At 42.1% G+C, this 16,052-nt stretch carries 15 protein-coding genes; 9 read left to right on the forward strand and 6 right to left on the reverse strand.

The window, feature by feature from the left end; genetic code table 11:
• The first annotated feature begins 4 nt into the window (after positions 1-4).
• The 7 genes from ACNORC_RS08850 to ACNORC_RS08880 all read left to right on the forward strand — a co-directional run bounded on the left by ACNORC_RS08850 (position 5) and on the right by ACNORC_RS08880 (position 11,223).
• Positions 5-643 carry a response regulator gene (locus tag ACNORC_RS08850; RefSeq protein ID WP_418335267.1) on the forward strand — a complete coding sequence of 213 codons (639 nt, stop codon included), beginning with the start codon at positions 5-7 and terminating at the stop codon, positions 641-643.
• A gap of 182 nt (positions 644-825) precedes the next feature.
• Positions 826-3,711 carry a T9SS type A sorting domain-containing protein gene (locus ACNORC_RS08855; protein WP_418335268.1) on the forward strand — a complete coding sequence of 962 codons (2,886 nt, stop codon included), beginning with the start codon at positions 826-828 and terminating at the stop codon, positions 3,709-3,711.
• 525 nt (positions 3,712-4,236) lie between these two features.
• Positions 4,237-7,677 (forward strand): chemotaxis protein CheB, encoded by a 3,441-nt coding sequence (locus ACNORC_RS08860; protein WP_418335269.1) that lies wholly within the window; start codon positions 4,237-4,239, stop codon positions 7,675-7,677.
• Positions 7,625-7,876, forward strand: coding sequence for a sensor histidine kinase (locus ACNORC_RS08865; RefSeq protein ID WP_418335389.1), 252 nt, complete (start codon positions 7,625-7,627; stop codon positions 7,874-7,876). Before ACNORC_RS08860 ends, ACNORC_RS08865 begins: the two co-directional genes overlap by 53 nt.
• Positions 7,877-7,882: 6 nt before the next feature.
• Positions 7,883-10,111, forward strand: a complete 2,229-nt coding sequence (locus ACNORC_RS08870; RefSeq protein WP_418335270.1) for an ATP-binding protein — start codon at positions 7,883-7,885, stop codon at positions 10,109-10,111.
• Positions 10,104-10,685 (forward strand): response regulator, encoded by a 582-nt coding sequence (locus tag ACNORC_RS08875; protein WP_418335271.1) that lies wholly within the window; start codon positions 10,104-10,106, stop codon positions 10,683-10,685. Before ACNORC_RS08870 ends, ACNORC_RS08875 begins: the two co-directional genes overlap by 8 nt.
• On the forward strand, positions 10,669-11,223 hold the full coding sequence (locus ACNORC_RS08880; RefSeq protein ID WP_418335272.1) for a biliverdin-producing heme oxygenase: 555 nt from the start codon (positions 10,669-10,671) through the stop codon (positions 11,221-11,223). Before ACNORC_RS08875 ends, ACNORC_RS08880 begins: the two co-directional genes overlap by 17 nt.
• 3 nt (positions 11,224-11,226) lie before the next feature.
• Here the strand turns inward: ACNORC_RS08880 and ACNORC_RS08885 are convergent, their stop codons facing one another.
• From ACNORC_RS08885 to ACNORC_RS08900, 4 genes are all read right to left on the reverse strand, one after another.
• Complete coding sequence (locus ACNORC_RS08885; RefSeq protein WP_418335273.1) at positions 11,227-11,856, reverse strand: class I SAM-dependent DNA methyltransferase; 630 nt, start codon at positions 11,854-11,856, stop codon at positions 11,227-11,229.
• 6 nt (positions 11,857-11,862) lie between these two features.
• Entirely contained in the window at positions 11,863-12,231 is a 369-nt protein-coding gene (locus ACNORC_RS08890; protein ID WP_418335274.1) for a SpoIIAA family protein, read from the reverse strand.
• Positions 12,232-12,360: 129 nt separating this feature from the next.
• Complete coding sequence (locus ACNORC_RS08895) at positions 12,361-13,203, reverse strand: NAD(P)-dependent oxidoreductase (protein ID WP_418335275.1); 843 nt, start codon at positions 13,201-13,203, stop codon at positions 12,361-12,363.
• Between the two features lie 11 nt (positions 13,204-13,214).
• Positions 13,215-14,147: an NAD-dependent epimerase/dehydratase family protein gene (locus tag ACNORC_RS08900; protein WP_418335276.1), complete on the reverse strand. Its 933-nt coding sequence runs from the start codon at positions 14,145-14,147 to the stop codon at positions 13,215-13,217.
• A 90-nt stretch (positions 14,148-14,237) separates the two neighbouring features.
• On the opposite strand from ACNORC_RS08900, the gene ACNORC_RS08905 reads away from it, so the two are divergent.
• Positions 14,238-14,747 carry a VOC family protein gene (locus ACNORC_RS08905; RefSeq protein ID WP_418335277.1) on the forward strand — a complete coding sequence of 170 codons (510 nt, stop codon included), beginning with the start codon at positions 14,238-14,240 and terminating at the stop codon, positions 14,745-14,747.
• Positions 14,748-14,751: 4 nt separating this feature from the next.
• The gene (locus ACNORC_RS08910) at positions 14,752-15,087 is read left to right on the forward strand and encodes a DUF3140 domain-containing protein (protein WP_418335278.1); all 336 of its coding nucleotides are present in this window, start codon (positions 14,752-14,754) and stop codon (positions 15,085-15,087) included.
• A gap of 33 nt (positions 15,088-15,120) precedes the next feature.
• Here ACNORC_RS08910 and ACNORC_RS08915 read toward each other — a convergent pair whose 3' ends face one another.
• A complete protein-coding gene (locus ACNORC_RS08915) occupies positions 15,121-15,720 on the reverse strand; it encodes a hypothetical protein (protein ID WP_418335279.1) in 600 nt (199 codons plus the stop codon).
• A gap of 101 nt (positions 15,721-15,821) precedes the next feature.
• The gene (locus ACNORC_RS08920; RefSeq protein ID WP_418335280.1) at positions 15,822-15,962 is read right to left on the reverse strand and encodes a hypothetical protein; all 141 of its coding nucleotides are present in this window, start codon (positions 15,960-15,962) and stop codon (positions 15,822-15,824) included.
• Positions 15,963-16,052: the final 90 nt, after the last annotated feature.

The following is a 16,052-nucleotide window of genomic DNA, read 5'->3' on the forward strand; positions in this document are numbered from 1 at the left end:
ACAAATGGCCACACGAATTGTCATTTTTGAAGATAATGACCGGGTGAGAAATTCGCTTGTAACCTTATTGGGAAATAATAAGGAAAATACTGTTTGCGGTTCTTATCCCGATGTCATGAATGTCTCTCAAGTAATTCGGGATGAAAAACCTCAGGTGGTGATCCTTGACATTGACATGCCTCAAAAGGACGGGATATCTGTTATTCCCGTCATCAAGGAAATCGACCCTGAAATTTCTATAGTCATGTATACGCAGTTTGAAGATGATGAGAAGCTCTTCAAAAGTTTGTGTGCAGGGGCAGATGGGTATGTACTTAAGAAAACAACTCCGGTAAAACTCCAGGATGCTATAGAAGAGGTGAGAAAAGGGGGAGCTCCTTTGTCACCTGCAGTAGCACGTAAAGTTCTTTTTTCTTTCAGGGATCAGTCCACCGCGGCCAGAGATAAATATGATCTTACTGAAAGGGAGATCGAGGTCCTGGAGTTACTAACCAAGGGATACAGCGTTAAATTGATCGCTTCAGAACTCAACATCGCCTACGACACCTGCCGCTCTCACCTTCGGAATATCTACCGCAAACTTCATGTGAACTGTGGCAAGGAAGCCATAGCTAAAGTCCTGGCAGAGAAGATCGTTTTCTAATGATTTCTATCTGGGCTTTATCACCCTTATAGGTGATTGATTTTACCTCCTGGAATATGTAAATTTATACATCCTGTTGAATAACAGTGTCTTTCCGAACTCCCTACCCAGGAAAGCTTATTTCTTAACTATTTGCTTTTCCACAATCCCTATCCTGGGGGAGCCAATGAAAAATGTCAAAAATGGAAAATTTTTACAAATGCCTGGTGGGTTTTTTTAAGAGTAATCTTAGTTTCACCAATAACCTTAAAGGTGCCTTTCTGATTCCTCTCTTAATTTTTTGTTTTAGTACCGGAATGGTCGGACAAAACGTTCTTACTGTAAATAGTACAGATGACAATCCCGATGTAAATCTCGCAGATTCGGTTTGTGCTGACAAAAACGGCAAATGTACTCTTCGGGCCGCTATAGAAACTGCAAATCAGACTGTTGAAACCGATAAAGTCATTTTTGATCTTCAGGGTACGTCTCCATTCGTCTTTAATTTGACTCAAGACCTTCCTCCTATCATAGAAACAATTATTCTTGATGCGACCACTCAAAACGGGTATTCCTGGTCATCACCTGTAATTGTAGTAGATGGTAAAGGAGTAGCGCGATTCGGATTTAAATTAGAGGGACAGTCCTCAGGTAGTGCAATTAGAGGTTTCGTTATGGGCAACTTCAATATGATGGGAGAAGCCGATATCCTGCAGAATGGAACTGCGATATATGCGATTGCCACTGGCTCACATATTTTTACCGGAAATTATCTGGGTATTGCTTCAGATGGTATATCTGCCTTTACTAATACCTTCGGAATGGCATTGGTGAATAGTTCAGGAAATACAATTGGAGGGGAACAGGTAAGTGATAGAAATGTTATTTCCGGAAATTTTATACAAGATGGATGGGGAATAGGTATTTACATCCACGGGGAAGAATCCTTTGAGAATAGGATAGTCGGAAACTTTATAGGTACAGATGCAACAGGTACCCGGGCGGTTCCTAACCATTGGGGTATCGTGACACATATAGGAGCTAATAACACCTTTATTGGAGGTGCCACAGCACAGGAACGCAACATAATTTCCGGAAATATAAGAACGGGTGTGTATATTTTAAGTCCTGACAATGTTATTTCAGGAAATTATATTGGTCTGAGCGTGGATGGTGAAATGCTTACTGATCTTGGAGAGTCACAGCAGCAGGGGATAAGACTATGGACTTCCTCGGCCTCAGGAAATATAATTGGAGGGCTGAATCCGGGGGAAGGTAACGTCATTTCAGGAAATATTTATTTTAATGCCATTACGATTGGTTCGCAACCAGAATATCCTATCATAGGAAATAAAGTTCTGGGAAATTATATTGGAACCGATCCAACGGGGCAGAGGGCAATTCCCAATTATAGAGGAATGTCAATGACCGCCCAGGCAACTACAATTGCAAACAATATAATTTCAGGAAATGAAACCCTGGGATTAAGTATTCATGCTTCCAAAGAAACGGAGGTGTACAATAATCTTATAGGTACCAAAGCGGATGGAATTTCTCCTCTGGGCAATGGAGAGAATGGGATCACCATAGTAAATGGAAGTGAAAATAACCAAATAGGAAGTTCTTCCTTAGGACAGGGTAATACAATAGCATTTAATACAGGTGCCGGGATTGATATATATTATTCTGATTTTATTGGATCTCAGGTCAAAACTCAGCCTTTAAAGAATTCTCTTTTGGGAAACAGAATTTTTGGTAATTCTACTGTTGGAATAGATCTCGACAGTAATGGGATAACAGACAATGATCGGAATGATGAGGATGAAGGGGCCAATCGTCTTCAAAATTTTCCGGTAATAAGTGACGGAGCTTCTCTTTTGAACGGGGCCTTAAATTTCACGTATTCTATTTCTTCAGATCCTCTTTATTGTGCCTATCCCTTGACAATAGATATCTACAAAAGTGATGGTAACCGGCAGGGGAAAGAATATCTTGGTTTTGTCACCTATACGGAAAACGATATTCCAAAGGGAAACAAAGCAACTTCTACTTCTCTCGAAATTCCGCAAGGCAGCAGCCTTCAACCGGGAGATTACATTGTGGCTACTGCCACCGATGCATCGGGAAACACTTCAGAATTTAGTGCCGAGGTACAGGTGACCGGGAATTGTACTACTGAAACCTGGTACCTTGATGCCGATAATGATGGCTTTGGTGTAGATTCTCCAACGACCAATATTTCATCCTGTACAAAACCGGAAGGGAACTATGTTTTACAAGCAGGGGACTGTGAAGACACAAATGCAGGAATAAACCCCGCTGCAGAAGATATTCCGGATGATAAAATTGATCAGAATTGTGATGGTGTAGATGCTACAACCATTATTGTTGATACCGATGACGATGGAATAGCTGATTCAGTAGACAACTGTCCTACAATCCCAAATACCGATCAATTGGACATTGATGGCAATGGAATAGGTGATGTTTGTGAAACTTCCTCCTGTTCGGGAGTGGATACTCTTCTTATTACAGATTGTACCAGCGGTTCTACCGTTTATTGGAGTGTCACGAACCCCGGGGAGTGTGAGGTAAATGTCTCCTGGGATGTGAGAAAAAGCAATGAAGCCGGTAATTTTAGCCTTGCTCCCGGTGAAGAAAATAACTTCACCACAAGTCTGTCTTCCAAAGGTCCCACCCAGGTATCGTTCTACTGGAATGATCCTTTGGGTAATCAAATAAAAACTAGTATAAATGCCTCAAGAAGTGCTTGCGCTACGGCACCTTCAGCAGCTTCTGTAGAAAATGTCCTTTTCGTGGAATCGGTGGAAACCAGTTTTACGGTAGCTCCTAATCCAATCAAAGGGAATGGATTATGGCTTTCTTTTCCTTCGGCGCAAACCTCTAGAAATTATTCTGTGCAGATTTATGATTTTTCAGGAAAGGTGCTCGCCACCACCCTTATAGAAGTGGGAGCTAATGGTGGTGATTTCTTTTGGTCTCTGGATTTTTCTTCCTGGACCCAAGGGGTATATATACTTACTGCAGAAAGTTCGGCGGAGAAATTTGAATTTAATCTGGTGAAATAGGAGACAGGACCGGGGTTCATTGAGGGGGAGAATTTTCGGGTTTTGTCTCCTCAAAAAATAATCACCCAAAAAGGGGATTGACAAGAAGCTCTTATTTCTGTAAATTTATAAGAGGAAAATTTAAAATTATTGATCCTGAAGTGATTGGTAGATTTTAGTTGTTAAAATTTATGTATTTCCCAAGGATATTAATAAAACAATAGAATTGGAGTTAATTATTTAAAGAAAAGGAAGAGGAGTTCATAAAAGGCTTTTAAGGGGAGAAGCCTGGAATGAGATTCTCTTCTTTTTCTTTATTTTTTTGGTAAAGTATAAAAGCCAAAAAATAAAGGATTTGCAGCTATATTCTGTCCCTTGTCCATTCTCACCACCTATTCCCATAAAGCAGTTAACACTTAATTAACAGGGAAAAATCTTGAAAAGTAATATTTTCACCGACTATATTTTCCTACTCTTCTAAAGTAAGTGTAGATCTGTTTTAAATATTTGGCTAATGGGATTTCACCTTGGCTATTCTATTTTTTTATGAGGAACACCAATAAGAATTCCCCTATTTCTGTTCCGGAACAAAGAGCCCGGATTTCTTCAGAAACCCGCATTGTAGCCATTGGTGCCAGTGCCGGAGGTTTAGAGGCTTTGAAGGCTTTTTTTGCTAAAATCCCACAAAATACCTCCTGCGCTTATGTTGTTATTCAACATTTATCCCCAGACTACAAAAGTATGATGGGGGAGCTTTTGAAAAGGATCACAGATCTTCCTATAGTTGAAGTTTCCGATCGTTTAGAAGTCCGTGCCGGGCACATTTACCTTATCCCACCGGTCAATAATTTGATCTATAAAGATGGATTGCTACACCTTTCCGCAAAACCCAAAGATCAGACTCTCAATCTGCCTATAGATATGTTCTTTGAATCCCTTGCAAGGGAGAAAAAAGATAAAGCCATTGGGGTGATACTCAGTGGTACGGGCAGTGACGGAACCCGGGGCGCCAGGGCCATCAAAGAGAATGACGGTATGATCATGGTGCAGGAACCTGCTGAAGCGCAATTTGACGGAATGCCAAAAAGTGCAATTAATACCGGCTTGGTGGATTATGTTCTTTCTGTTGAAAAAATGGGAGAGGAGTTACAAACATTTTTAAATGCACCTCCGGTCTTCCATTTTGAAGATGGCGATGTGGAATATGATCAGACCGAATTGATGAAGATCCTCAATTTTGTAATTAAAAAGACCGGTCTGGATTTTAGGGAATACAAGAGATCCACACTTGCTCGTAGGGTAGCAAGAAGGGTCAATGTCTGCAAATGCCGTTCTTTGGCCGAATATTATGGGCACCTCACTCACCGGGAAGGAGAGGTGGAGATCCTGTACCGGGAATTTTTGATTGGGGTTACTAAGTTCTTTAGGGACAGCAAGGTGTGGAATGTTCTTCGCAAAAAGGTTATTCCGGAGCTTGTTAGCCAAAAATCAGATGGAGAGGTCATTAAGATCTGGGACGTAGCCTGTAGTACAGGGGAAGAAGCTTATTCTTATGCGATGTGTTTCTATGAAGAGATCGAAAAACAGGAAAAAAAATTAGAAGTAAAGATCTTTGCTACAGATATTGCTGACAGCCACCTGGAAATTGGTAGCAAAGGAAAATATCCTGAAAGTATAGCTGCAGATGTTCCCGGAGAATTCCTTTCCAGGTATTTTGTAAGCAAACCCAACAGTTACAAAGTGAGTGAAAAATTACGACGGGCAGTAATCTTTTCAAATCACAACCTTATCAAGAATCCGCCGTTCAGTAATATGGACCTGGTTTCCTGTCGTAATCTACTGATCTATTTTCAGCCTGTAATTCAGAAAAAAGCACTTACCGTCCTGCATTATGCCATAAAACGGAACGGTTACCTGGTTCTCGGAACCAGCGAGAGTGTGCAGAGTCAAAAAGAGAATTTTGAAGAGGTCTCCAGAAAATGGAAGATCTATAAAAATATCAATCCTAACAGAAGATTGAATTCGGGACTTTCTCCCAGCGCCGCAAGGGTGATTACTAATTCTGTGTCAAAAGAAATGAATTCAACAAGAACGGCGGCCAAACCCGCAAAATCGAAGTTGCAGAGTGAATTTAATGAAACCTTACTGGAGCATTTTAATGCCGCAAGTGTCTTCATTGACTCTGAATATAATATTCTTGAAGCTATTGGAGAATTCAGGAAATATGCGAATCTCCCGGTTAATGGGTTTTCCATTAATCTACTTGATATGCTGGAGACAGACCTCAAGTACCTGGTTCAAAATACGCTTAAAAAAGCAAATAAACTTCAGCAGAAAGTCTTTTATCCCAATGCCGCATTTATGCATAATGATGAGCGCAGAGGAGTAGACATTATTGTTAAGCCATACAGGCAGAAGAGTGTAGATGGAGAAACCCAGTTTGTTGTCACTTTTATTGAGAAAGAACTAAACCTTGATGCTGTAGAAGAGATCGATAATGTGACGCTCACTACCCGTACAAAGGAGTACGTTTCTAACCTTGAAGAGGAATTAAAGCAGACCAAGGAAGAATTGCAGACTTCCCTCGAAGAAATAGAAACCAGTAATGAAGAGCTACAGGCAGCCAATGAAGAATTACTGGCCTCCAATGAAGAATTGCAAAGTACTAATGAAGAGCTGCAAAGTGTCAATGAAGAGATCAACACTGTAAATGCAGAGAACCTTCAGAAAATGGAGGATCTGGCGGCGCTTAATTCTGATATGAATAACCTGTTGGAAAGTACTCAAATAGGTACGATCTTCCTTGATTCCAACTTAAGAATTACAAAATTCACCCCGGCAATTAAGGAGCATTTTAGTTTCCTAAACACTGATGTGGGGCGGCCTATTAGCCATTTCACTGGGAGTATAGGCAAAAGTAACCTTTTGGAACGTTGTAAGAGAGTCCTTAAAACAGGGAAAACTCTTGAAAAAGCAGTGGCTTCAAAAGACGGGAACCACTATTTGAGACGTATTTCACCTTACATTGATTCCAGGGATAAAGTTAGTGGTGTTGTAATTACTTTCATTGACATCGAATCACTTCAGAAGTCTAAAGAAAAGTTACAGGCGAGCGAGAAGCGCTTCAAGAGCTTCTATGAGGAAGATCCTGTAATGCACATCAGCGTTGATCCCAACACTTCACAGATCTTAGAATGTAATAAGACGGCGATCAAGCAGTTGAAGTACGATTCCAAAGAAGAATTGATAGGCAGACCAATCTTCGATCTTTACAACGAAGAGGCACAGGTAGAAGCCCTTAAATCAAATAAGAAATTTAAGGCAAAGGGAGAGCTCGTTAATCTGGAGCAGAACCTTCTTACGAAGACGGGCGAAATTCTTCCGGTGATACTGAATGCCAGTGCCGAAAGAGACGAAAATAATAAGATCATTGCTATACGTCATACATTTGTTGATGTAAGTGCACTTAAAAAAGCCGAAGATCAATTACTTCGTCAAAAGACCGATCTGGAGCAGGTGAATAAGGACCTGGAGCAGTTTGTGTCCATTTGTTCTCACGATCTGCAGGAACCTTTGTCCACCATTAAGTTTGGAAGTGATGTACTTAACAAGATCTACGGTGATCGCCTGGATGCAAAAGGCAAGGAATACATCTCTTATATAGAAAATGCTTCTACCCGGTTGTCCAACCAGATCAAGGCTCTTCTAGAACATTCGAGAATAGGGCGTAATGGTAAAAAGAAAATTATCAATACGAAGGAGTTGGTTGAAGTAGTGAAATATGATCTGGGTAAACGTATAAAGGAGACAGGAGCCAAAATTCACTGCGGAAATCTGCCACATATCTCTGCTTACGAGATAGAGTTGAGACTCCCTTTTTCAAAATCTAATTACCAATGCTATCAAGTACACACCCAACGACAGGGTTCCCGAAATAAGGATCTCCGCCTACCGGGAGAAGGACTTTTGGGTATTCTCGGTAGTTGACAATGGAGTAGGTATTTCAAAAGAAGATCAAAAGAACATCTTTACGATCTTTAACCGGGTAAAGAAACACGATGATAATGAGGGCACCGGGGTAGGTCTTGCTCATGTGGAAAAGATCGTACACCTGCATAACGGTACTATTTGGGTAGATTCCCAGGAAGGGGTGGGAAGCTCTTTCTATTTCAAATTAAAAGCCTGATAACCTATGGCTTCCGGTTTTACTAAATATCCTGAGCAGGTAAACCTTGATAATTGTGCCACAGAACCCATTCACATTATTGGTAAATCCCAGGAGCATGGGGTGTTGCTGGCCTGTGACCCGTTGAGCCTGGTTATCACGCAGACAGGCACTAATACTGAAAAGTATTTTGATATTCCGCATGGAGAGGTTGTTGGAAAAAACCTTGGGGAGCTTATTCAAAATGATGAGCTGGAACGCTTCAGGAAAAAGATCGCGTCTAAGGAACTCTCGCTTCCTCTGGATGTGGAGATCAACGGAAAAAAATTCCTGCTGCAGGCTCATTTTTCAGATCTGAACCTTGTACTCGATATCGAGCCTGTTGATAAGGAACATGACCCCTTGTTCTTTCAAAGACAACTGAGCAGGATCCTCAATAGATTGGAAAATTCAGATTCTGTGAATTCTCTTTGCAGATCAGCCGTTACCCTTACCCGGGAGATCTTTGGGTATGACAGGGTAATGATCTATAAGTTTGATGAAGAATGGAACGGGGAAGTGATTGCTGAAGCGCGGGAAGAGGAAATGGAGAGCTGGCTCGGACTGCATTACCCGGCAACTGACATTCCTGCGCAATCGCGTGCCATGTTCCTGAAACATAGGGTGCGTACCATTTCTAATGTTGATTATCAACCTGTCGCTCTCAAACCTGAAATTTCCCCGTTAACCGGGGAACCTCTGGATATTTCCCGCTCGGGACTCCGTGCTGTTTCTCCTATTCATATTGAATATCTTAAGAATATGGAAGTGGCCGCTTCCCTTACTGCAGCCATAATAGTCAAAGGTAAATTGTGGGGACTTATAGCCTGTCATCACAGGACCCCAAAATACCTCAGTTATTTTCAGCGGGAGAATTGCCGCTTTTTGGTACAAATGCTTTCCACCGAACTTGAACTTCAGGAAACAAACACTTTTGTTCAGAAATCGCAGTTTTCAGAAAAGCTAAGGCATAAACTGATCAAACAATTGCGGGGAAAAAATGACCTTTTTGAAGCGCTTACCTGCGGAAAGATCAAATTTACCGATCTGCTCTCCTGCGGCGGAGGAGCTTTGGTGAGTCTGGAAGAATGCAATTTATTCGGAAATACACCCGGCCGGGAACAGGTAAAGAGTCTGCACCAGAATTTTTTATTACCTCTTGAAAAGAGCATTTTTCACACCCGTAATCTGGCCGATATCTTTCCGGAAGCTGCAGACTATATGGAAACCGCCTCCGGACTTTTGAGTGTACGTATTTCTGAAGACCGGTATCTTGTCTGGTTCCGACCACAGGTATTGCAAACCGTGGTTTGGGGAGGAAACCCTCAAAAAAAGGCATTTTACAATGAAGAGAAAAAGCGGATAAGCCCGCGAAAATCTTTCGAAAAATGGAGTCAGGAGCTAAGGGGAATCTCTGAACCCTGGCAGGATTTTGACTTGAGTATAGCGCGCAATTTCCGAGAAAATATTCGTTTTGTGATCCTTGAAAAACAGCGACGGGAGATCGAATTATTGAACAGGAAGATAACGGCTGCGAGTCAGGAATTGGAGCTTTTCAGTTACGGGCTTTCTCATGACCTTAGAGCTCCTGTTCGTGGGCTGCAAGGGTACCTACAGATCCTGGAGGAGGATCATGAAAAAGGGCTAAATGCAGAGGCTTTTAAAATCGTCAAAAAAGCCCGCCGGCTCACCTATAAAATGAACAATTTAATAGATGATATCCTCGAATATTCCAGTCTTAGTAAGCAGGAAAGGGCGCCATTACAGGAGGTTGATGTACTCTCATTGATAAAGGAGATCCTTGAACTAATAAATTTGCAGGCTAATTATCCAAAAACTACTGTTGAGATCCACGAATCACTTCCGAATATTACCGGTGACCGCCGTATGCTTTTTCAGCTTTGGTCGAACCTGCTCACAAATGCTCTGAAGTATTCTGATGAAAAAGAAGATCCGCGCATTGAGATTGGATGCCTTCCGCAGCAGGGAAAAGAAGTTTTCTACATAGAGGACAACGGAATAGGTTTTGATCAAAAACATACTGATAAGGTCTTTGATACTTTTGGCCGCGTCGTTGGCGGAGAATATGAAGGGTCAGGAATAGGCCTGGCGATAGTTAAAAAAGTGGTGGAGAAACACCACGGAAAAATTTGGGTTAAAAGTACCCCCGGGGCAGGGTCTGTATTTTATTTTTATTTAGGACAAGAAAATGAGTAATAACAATTTGATCACCACCCCATTGAGGATCCTACTCGTGGAAGATAATGAGGCTGATGTCACCATGACCCTGCGAACGATCAGGAAGATCGTGGCAGAGCCAATCATTGAAGTAGTAGACGATCTTGAAAAATGCCGCGACAAAATGATCAGCTTTGTTCCCGATGTTGTGATCTCAGATTACAACCTGCCCACCTGTAACGGACTTGAGGTAATGGAGCTGGTGAAAGAAAAGGATGAGAACGTACCATTCATTTTTCTCACCGGTACCGTGGATGATGAGGAACTGGCCGCACATACTATTCTGGCCGGTGCCTGGGGTTATATTCTGAAAAAGCATATGGACCATCTCGAAGCGCGCCTGAGGCCACTGCTTAAAAAAGTGGTTTTTCACATGATCTCTCAGGATGAGTTGCGGGAACGGCTTCGGAAAAATAAGGTTGCCATCAACCAGATAAATGCTTACCTGGACAATTTGCAGACAGACAATGCAGATCAAAAGGAGAATATTAAAAAGATCAAAAAGGCCATAGGAAACTTTAGAAAGCACAAAGAAGATGATACACAGGCTTAGACAGGAGACGAAAGAATTACATGAACAGATCGAGTCTAAGAACCCGGCAGCTGCAATTTTAGATCATAGTATATCTCTTGAAGCATACCGGCACTTACTGCTTCAGAACTATGTCGCTTACAGAACGATGGAGAAGGAGATAAACCGGTTTTTTCCTGAATATACCGGACTGAAGCACCTGCAACTGAAAAAAGATCTGGAGCGGCTGGATATTTCTCCTGAAATGGTTGAATACAGTGAAAATTTTCACATCAACTCTTTTGCTGAAGCGCTGGGAGCTGCCTATGTGGTAGAAGGATCTGCCATGGGAGGAATGGTCATTGCGCGACACCTCAAACACTGTAGCCTGGAGGGAGTGGGAGAAAGCCACTTTTTTAGTGGAAACAGGGATGCTGTTGATAATTGGAATGATTTTAAAAGCAGGCTGGAAGGCATTACTTTAACTCCCGAAGAGGAGGAGCAGGCAGTGCACACGGCAAAAGAGACTTTTCTTTTCTTTGAAAAGGTATTTGACACCCAATTTTCAGTTCCAGTCTAAAGTCTATTTTTTACTTTCAAACACAAAAGAGATCAATCGCGGAATATTTTCTTTTTCCCGGTCATCAAAGTATTCATTGAGATCGAGAAGATTAAAATCGTGCTCTCTTGAGGCACTAAGATAGTCGGAAAGGTGGTGAACGAAAGCCTTCGGTTTCTGCAGTCCCTGTTCAGTTTCAAATTTTGCCTGGCTCCCCGCATATTGTTTGGCGGGATGTAACTCACAGATATAGAATTTCCCTCTTCTTTTTAAGGCTTTATCAGCTTCTTCAAAAATGAAGGAGAGATCTTCAATATGTTCCATCACCAGGCTGCAGGTAATAAGGTTCGCCCAGCCCGGCTTTACCGGCCAGGTTCGGGTGATATCTGTCTGTACAAATTCTACATTTGGTTCAGTGATCTTTTCTTTGGCTTTCGAGATCATTTTGGGAGAAAAATCCAGGGCCATCACGAAATCTGCTTTTTTGGATAACCAGCCGGTATTCTTTCCGGTACCGCAACCCAGCTCCAAAATATTTCCATAATGAGGATTGAGGAAAGTGTCCCGCAACACCTCCGCCTCCAGGTCCCTGGTCTTATTGCCTACCGAATCATAGGAACCGGCCCAGGCGTCGTAAGAATCACTTGTGGTCATAAATAGTTAAGGATTTTTGATCCAGTTCCGGGCTTTCTCAGCTTCCGAAAGTGGAAAATATTTCACGTCAGCATCGGTAAAAGGCTTCATAAGATCAGTCAGTTTTTCTTCCCACTCTTTGTCTCCTACCATTGCCACTTTCTCGTATTTGTTCCTGTTCTTGAAATCAACTTTGAGATCTTTCCAAAGCGCACTCAGGCTCCAGCCTTTAAAATTTTTCATCTCGAAGTACCAGCGCACGAGTCCGTAGGTTTTGATCTTTGCTTCCAATAGAGGGATGATGCGGTTATAATCCTCGTCTTCCAGTTTCTCTTCAGCAATCGTGTAAAGAATATTTTCGTGTTCTTCGATCCGGACCATAATCTCTTTTTCCACAATTTCAGAAGAAAACAAGATTTTGGCAAACCGGAATCCGGCGATATGGGTTAAGTTCTTGTTAATCCGTGGTTAAGGCTTCTTAAATCAGGGAAAGCCTTCCTGGTTTTTTATAAAGCGAGTATTGAACTATTTAAGTTTCTTAATTATCGAGATCACGTCTTCACCTCCCAATTCGGCTTCTGCTTTGCTGAAGGTTTCGTAAGCGGCATTTCCTAACGGGGCATCAAATCCTGCTTCCTGCGCCAGCCTCAGGTCTTTGGTAAGATGGCTAAGGGTAAAGGCCGCGTTGTAATCTTCTTCCAGGACTGCATTGCCTTTGATCTTGATAAACGGACTTCCCAACGCACTGTTGTTAATGATTTCCATGAGATCTGAAGTTTTCACCTCTTTTTCTCTGGAGAAATTGATGACCTCTGCCAGTCCCTGAGTGACAATTCCCAGAAAGGTATTCACAGCAAGTTTGGTAAGATTTCCAACTCCAATATCACCTACTAAAATGGCTTTTTTACCAATTGTCTCGAGCAGGGGACTTACTTCCTCAAAAACTTCTCCTTTTCCACCGGCTATGACCACCAGAGTGGCATCCTGTGCCTGCTTAACACTTCCGGAAACTGGCGCGTCCAGATAATCATTACCTTTTGACTCTAGCGCTGAGGCTACTTTGCGGCTGACTTCAGCAGAAACAGTGCTCATATTTACTACGATCTTCCCGCTGACTTCTGCAGCTAAAATTCCCTTGTCCCCATAAAATACGTCTTCTACCGCCTTGTCATCAGAGATCATCAAGAAAACCACATCTACCTTTTCTATGAGTTCTTTCGGAGATGCAGCGGTGTCAGCTCCATCTTCTTTTAAAGGTTCTTCTTTATCTTTGGTACGGTTGTAAACAATAACAGTGCGTCCTGCTTTGAGCAGACTTTCACTCATGGGTTTGCCCATTTTTCCTAATCCTATCCAGCCGATTTTCATCTTTATATGTTTTAATTTTTAAAATCTTGTTTTACAATTTCTCTGATTCCCATTTTATAGGAAGTGGGTTTGAGGCCGAATTGCTCCTCAATTTTACTGCTGTCAAATACGTAATTGCGGTTGTATTGATACATCATCTCAACCGTTTCTCGCATCACCGGCATAAAGATACCCAGTATACGCACCATCCATTTAGGTACCTCCCAAAGATCGGTCTTGGCATTCATCTCTTTGCCAACATATTCCACCCATTGCTTTCCGGTAGGCGGATTTTGGGCGGTTGGCAAATGCCACACCTGCCCATAAGCTTCTTCTTTGTTCCCCAAAAAGGCAGTTGCTTTTGCAGCATCTGGGGTGAAAGTGAAAGAGTGTTTACAGTTTGCATTCCCCAGCCACATCGCTCTTTTATTTTTTTTAATAGGTTTAAAAACAGTTTCTATGAGGATGCTGTTCTGTTCTATTCCCGGGCCGTAGAAATCTGCTGAACGTGCTATAAGAGCCTGCAGATTTTCAGTCCAAACTTCCTTCATGATCATTTCGGCAATTTCTGCCCGAATCCTTCCTTTTTTAGAGGGCGGGTCTACCATACTTTTCTCGGTCATATGCCCCATGCTGTCCCTGGAATACATATAAACGTTGTCAAAAAAGACCAGCTTACAGTCATGTTTTTCACAGGCTTTAATGACATTCCGTACTATTACCGGCCAGTCCTTTTTCCACCTTCTGTATTTATACGGAAGTCCGGCTGTGAGATACACTACTTCAGAACCCTTAACAGCTTCTTTGACCTGGGGCCATTTCCGAAGGTCTGCAGGAAATAATTCATCTTCCGGATTCACTTTTTCAGGCTTTCTACTAACCAGCCGAATGCGAGAAGTATACTCCCTAAGTGCCCGGGCAAGTTCGGTTCCTATTGGTCCTCCGGCTCCTAAAATTGTTTGCATGTTGCAGGAAATTCAGATTTTAATATAAAAATATTGATTAATTGCCGGAGAAGCTTCTAAAAAATCCATTTTTTAGACCTCTTTCAAAAAATGATTATCTTTTACAGTATGAAAGATTATAAGATCCCTGCTGAAACGAAAATTGGTCATGTGCATCTAAAAGTGTCCGATCTTGAACGTGCCCTGAAATTTTACAGGGACCTTCTCGGATTTGAAATAACGGAAAGGATTGGCGACTCCGCTGTTTTTCTTTCTGCCGGCGGCTATCACCACCACATTGGCCTTAACACCTGGCACAGCAAAGGAGCTCCCCGCGCTTCACAGTCGGGAGTGGGATTGTACCATACCGCTATTCTTTATCCGGAAAGGAAAGACCTGGCAATTGTTCTGCAGCGTTTATTGACAAATGACTATCCGCTCACCGGAATGGCAGATCATGGAGTTTCTGAAGCCATATATTTAAATGACCCCGATGGAAATGGCGTGGAACTTTACCACGACCGGCCCCGGGAACAGTGGCCGAAAAAAGAGGATGGCTCCCTGGAAATGTATACCCGTCGCCTGGATGTGGAAGATCTAATGAACGAACTAAACCGATAAAAAAATGAATTCAGAAGAGAAAGAAGAGATCTACAAGAAATTTTACGAACTGGTGAATATGGCTCCTGCCGAAATTGAAGACTGGCTTAAAACTGAAGAGTCCAAAGAAGTAGGGCAGGACAGTGGTGATGGAGAATCCATAGGGCACAAAAGCGGAAAGAAGATCATCAGGATTAAACGCACCAGGAAAGATGAACTTACCTCAGCAGATTATGAGCATATGCAAAAGGTAAATGGCTATGTCAAAAGGCATCTCGCCCAGCGGCCTGAAGGGAATATAAAAGATACTCCCTGGCGTTACAGTCTAATGAACTGGGGCCATGACCCCCTTAAAGATTGAGTTGAAGGGGTTCCAAAAAAGGCATTTTTAAGCCTATTTCTTTTCCTCCTGTTTGATTGGCGGAGTTACCATGATATGTGCGCGGTGGGTACCGGGATCCATGATCCATGGCATACCGGGAGCAAAAGGTTTGGTGGGTAAACCTGTGGACTCTGCAGTAGCATAAGGTATATAGATCACATACCTGAAATTGCCATCTTTCAGTTCTCCGGTTTCGGAGTTATAATTCTCATTGGTCCCGCTTAAGATATACATCATACTGGGAGCATCAGGCATTGGTAATTCTCCGGAATCTGCCTCTTTTTTTCTGATCTCTCTCTTTTCCATTTCCGATTTTCCCTCTGCGGTCAGTTGTCTTCCGCGGGCGATAAATGGTTCCAGTTTTTTAGAATAGCAGGAAACTCTTACTCCTTCCTGGTTCGGGTCATCAGCCACACAAATAATTCCGCCTTTTCCTTCCCGAAGGGTGATCAGTTTTCCGTTAACATTATAACCCAAAACCGTTGCAGTTTCCCGTTCCTCTTCTGGTGCAGCCAAAACAGCGGTTTTAATTTGAACTTCTGCGGGCAAAATTGTTTGTGCGTTCGCAATAACAGGGAACAACATTAGTAGCAGTATCTTAACAGTCCTCATAATTACAGATCTTATTGGGTTGATTTCTTTAAATGTACTAAAAAATGCTGTACTTCTAAATACCGATAATGAACTGCTGAAGACAAAAAAAAGATCCTGACTCATTCAGGATCTTTTTGCAACTCTTCATACGCTTTGATCTTTTGTTCAATTAGTTTCCGTTGCTTCCTGTGATAGAACAACAGAATAAGGACAAAAATGATAGAAAGGCAGGCCAACCCGATTCCAATATAACCGATCATTTTGTAGAATTTTCCCTAAATGTAGTAAGTGAGAAGGTACATTCTTTACGGAAATCCTCATTTTACTGAAAAATAATCAGTTAAGCCAGA

Source organism: Salinimicrobium soli, assembly GCF_048323655.1.
Classification (GTDB): domain Bacteria; phylum Bacteroidota; class Bacteroidia; order Flavobacteriales; family Flavobacteriaceae; genus Salinimicrobium; species Salinimicrobium soli.

What these genes read in the sequence shown, in the direction of transcription:
- ACNORC_RS08850 (WP_418335267.1), top strand. Translation starts at nt 5, where the DNA reads ATGGCCACACGAATTGTCATTTTTGAAGATAATGACCGGGTGAGAAAT.
- ACNORC_RS08855 (WP_418335268.1), top strand. Translation starts at nt 826, where the DNA reads ATGGAAAATTTTTACAAATGCCTGGTGGGTTTTTTTAAGAGTAATCTT.
- ACNORC_RS08860 (WP_418335269.1), top strand. Translation starts at nt 4,237, where the DNA reads ATGAGGAACACCAATAAGAATTCCCCTATTTCTGTTCCGGAACAAAGA.
- ACNORC_RS08870 (WP_418335270.1), top strand. Translation starts at nt 7,883, where the DNA reads ATGGCTTCCGGTTTTACTAAATATCCTGAGCAGGTAAACCTTGATAAT.
- ACNORC_RS08875 (WP_418335271.1), top strand. Translation starts at nt 10,104, where the DNA reads ATGAGTAATAACAATTTGATCACCACCCCATTGAGGATCCTACTCGTG.
- ACNORC_RS08880 (WP_418335272.1), top strand. Translation starts at nt 10,669, where the DNA reads ATGATACACAGGCTTAGACAGGAGACGAAAGAATTACATGAACAGATC.
- ACNORC_RS08885 (WP_418335273.1), bottom strand. Translation starts at nt 11,856, where the DNA reads ATGACCACAAGTGATTCTTACGACGCCTGGGCCGGTTCCTATGATTCG.
- ACNORC_RS08895 (WP_418335275.1), bottom strand. Translation starts at nt 13,203, where the DNA reads ATGAAAATCGGCTGGATAGGATTAGGAAAAATGGGCAAACCCATGAGT.
- ACNORC_RS08900 (WP_418335276.1), bottom strand. Translation starts at nt 14,147, where the DNA reads ATGCAAACAATTTTAGGAGCCGGAGGACCAATAGGAACCGAACTTGCC.
- ACNORC_RS08905 (WP_418335277.1), top strand. Translation starts at nt 14,238, where the DNA reads ATGATTATCTTTTACAGTATGAAAGATTATAAGATCCCTGCTGAAACG.
- ACNORC_RS08910 (WP_418335278.1), top strand. Translation starts at nt 14,752, where the DNA reads ATGAATTCAGAAGAGAAAGAAGAGATCTACAAGAAATTTTACGAACTG.
- ACNORC_RS08915 (WP_418335279.1), bottom strand. Translation starts at nt 15,720, where the DNA reads ATGAGGACTGTTAAGATACTGCTACTAATGTTGTTCCCTGTTATTGCG.
- ACNORC_RS08920 (WP_418335280.1), bottom strand. Translation starts at nt 15,962, where the DNA reads ATGATCGGTTATATTGGAATCGGGTTGGCCTGCCTTTCTATCATTTTT.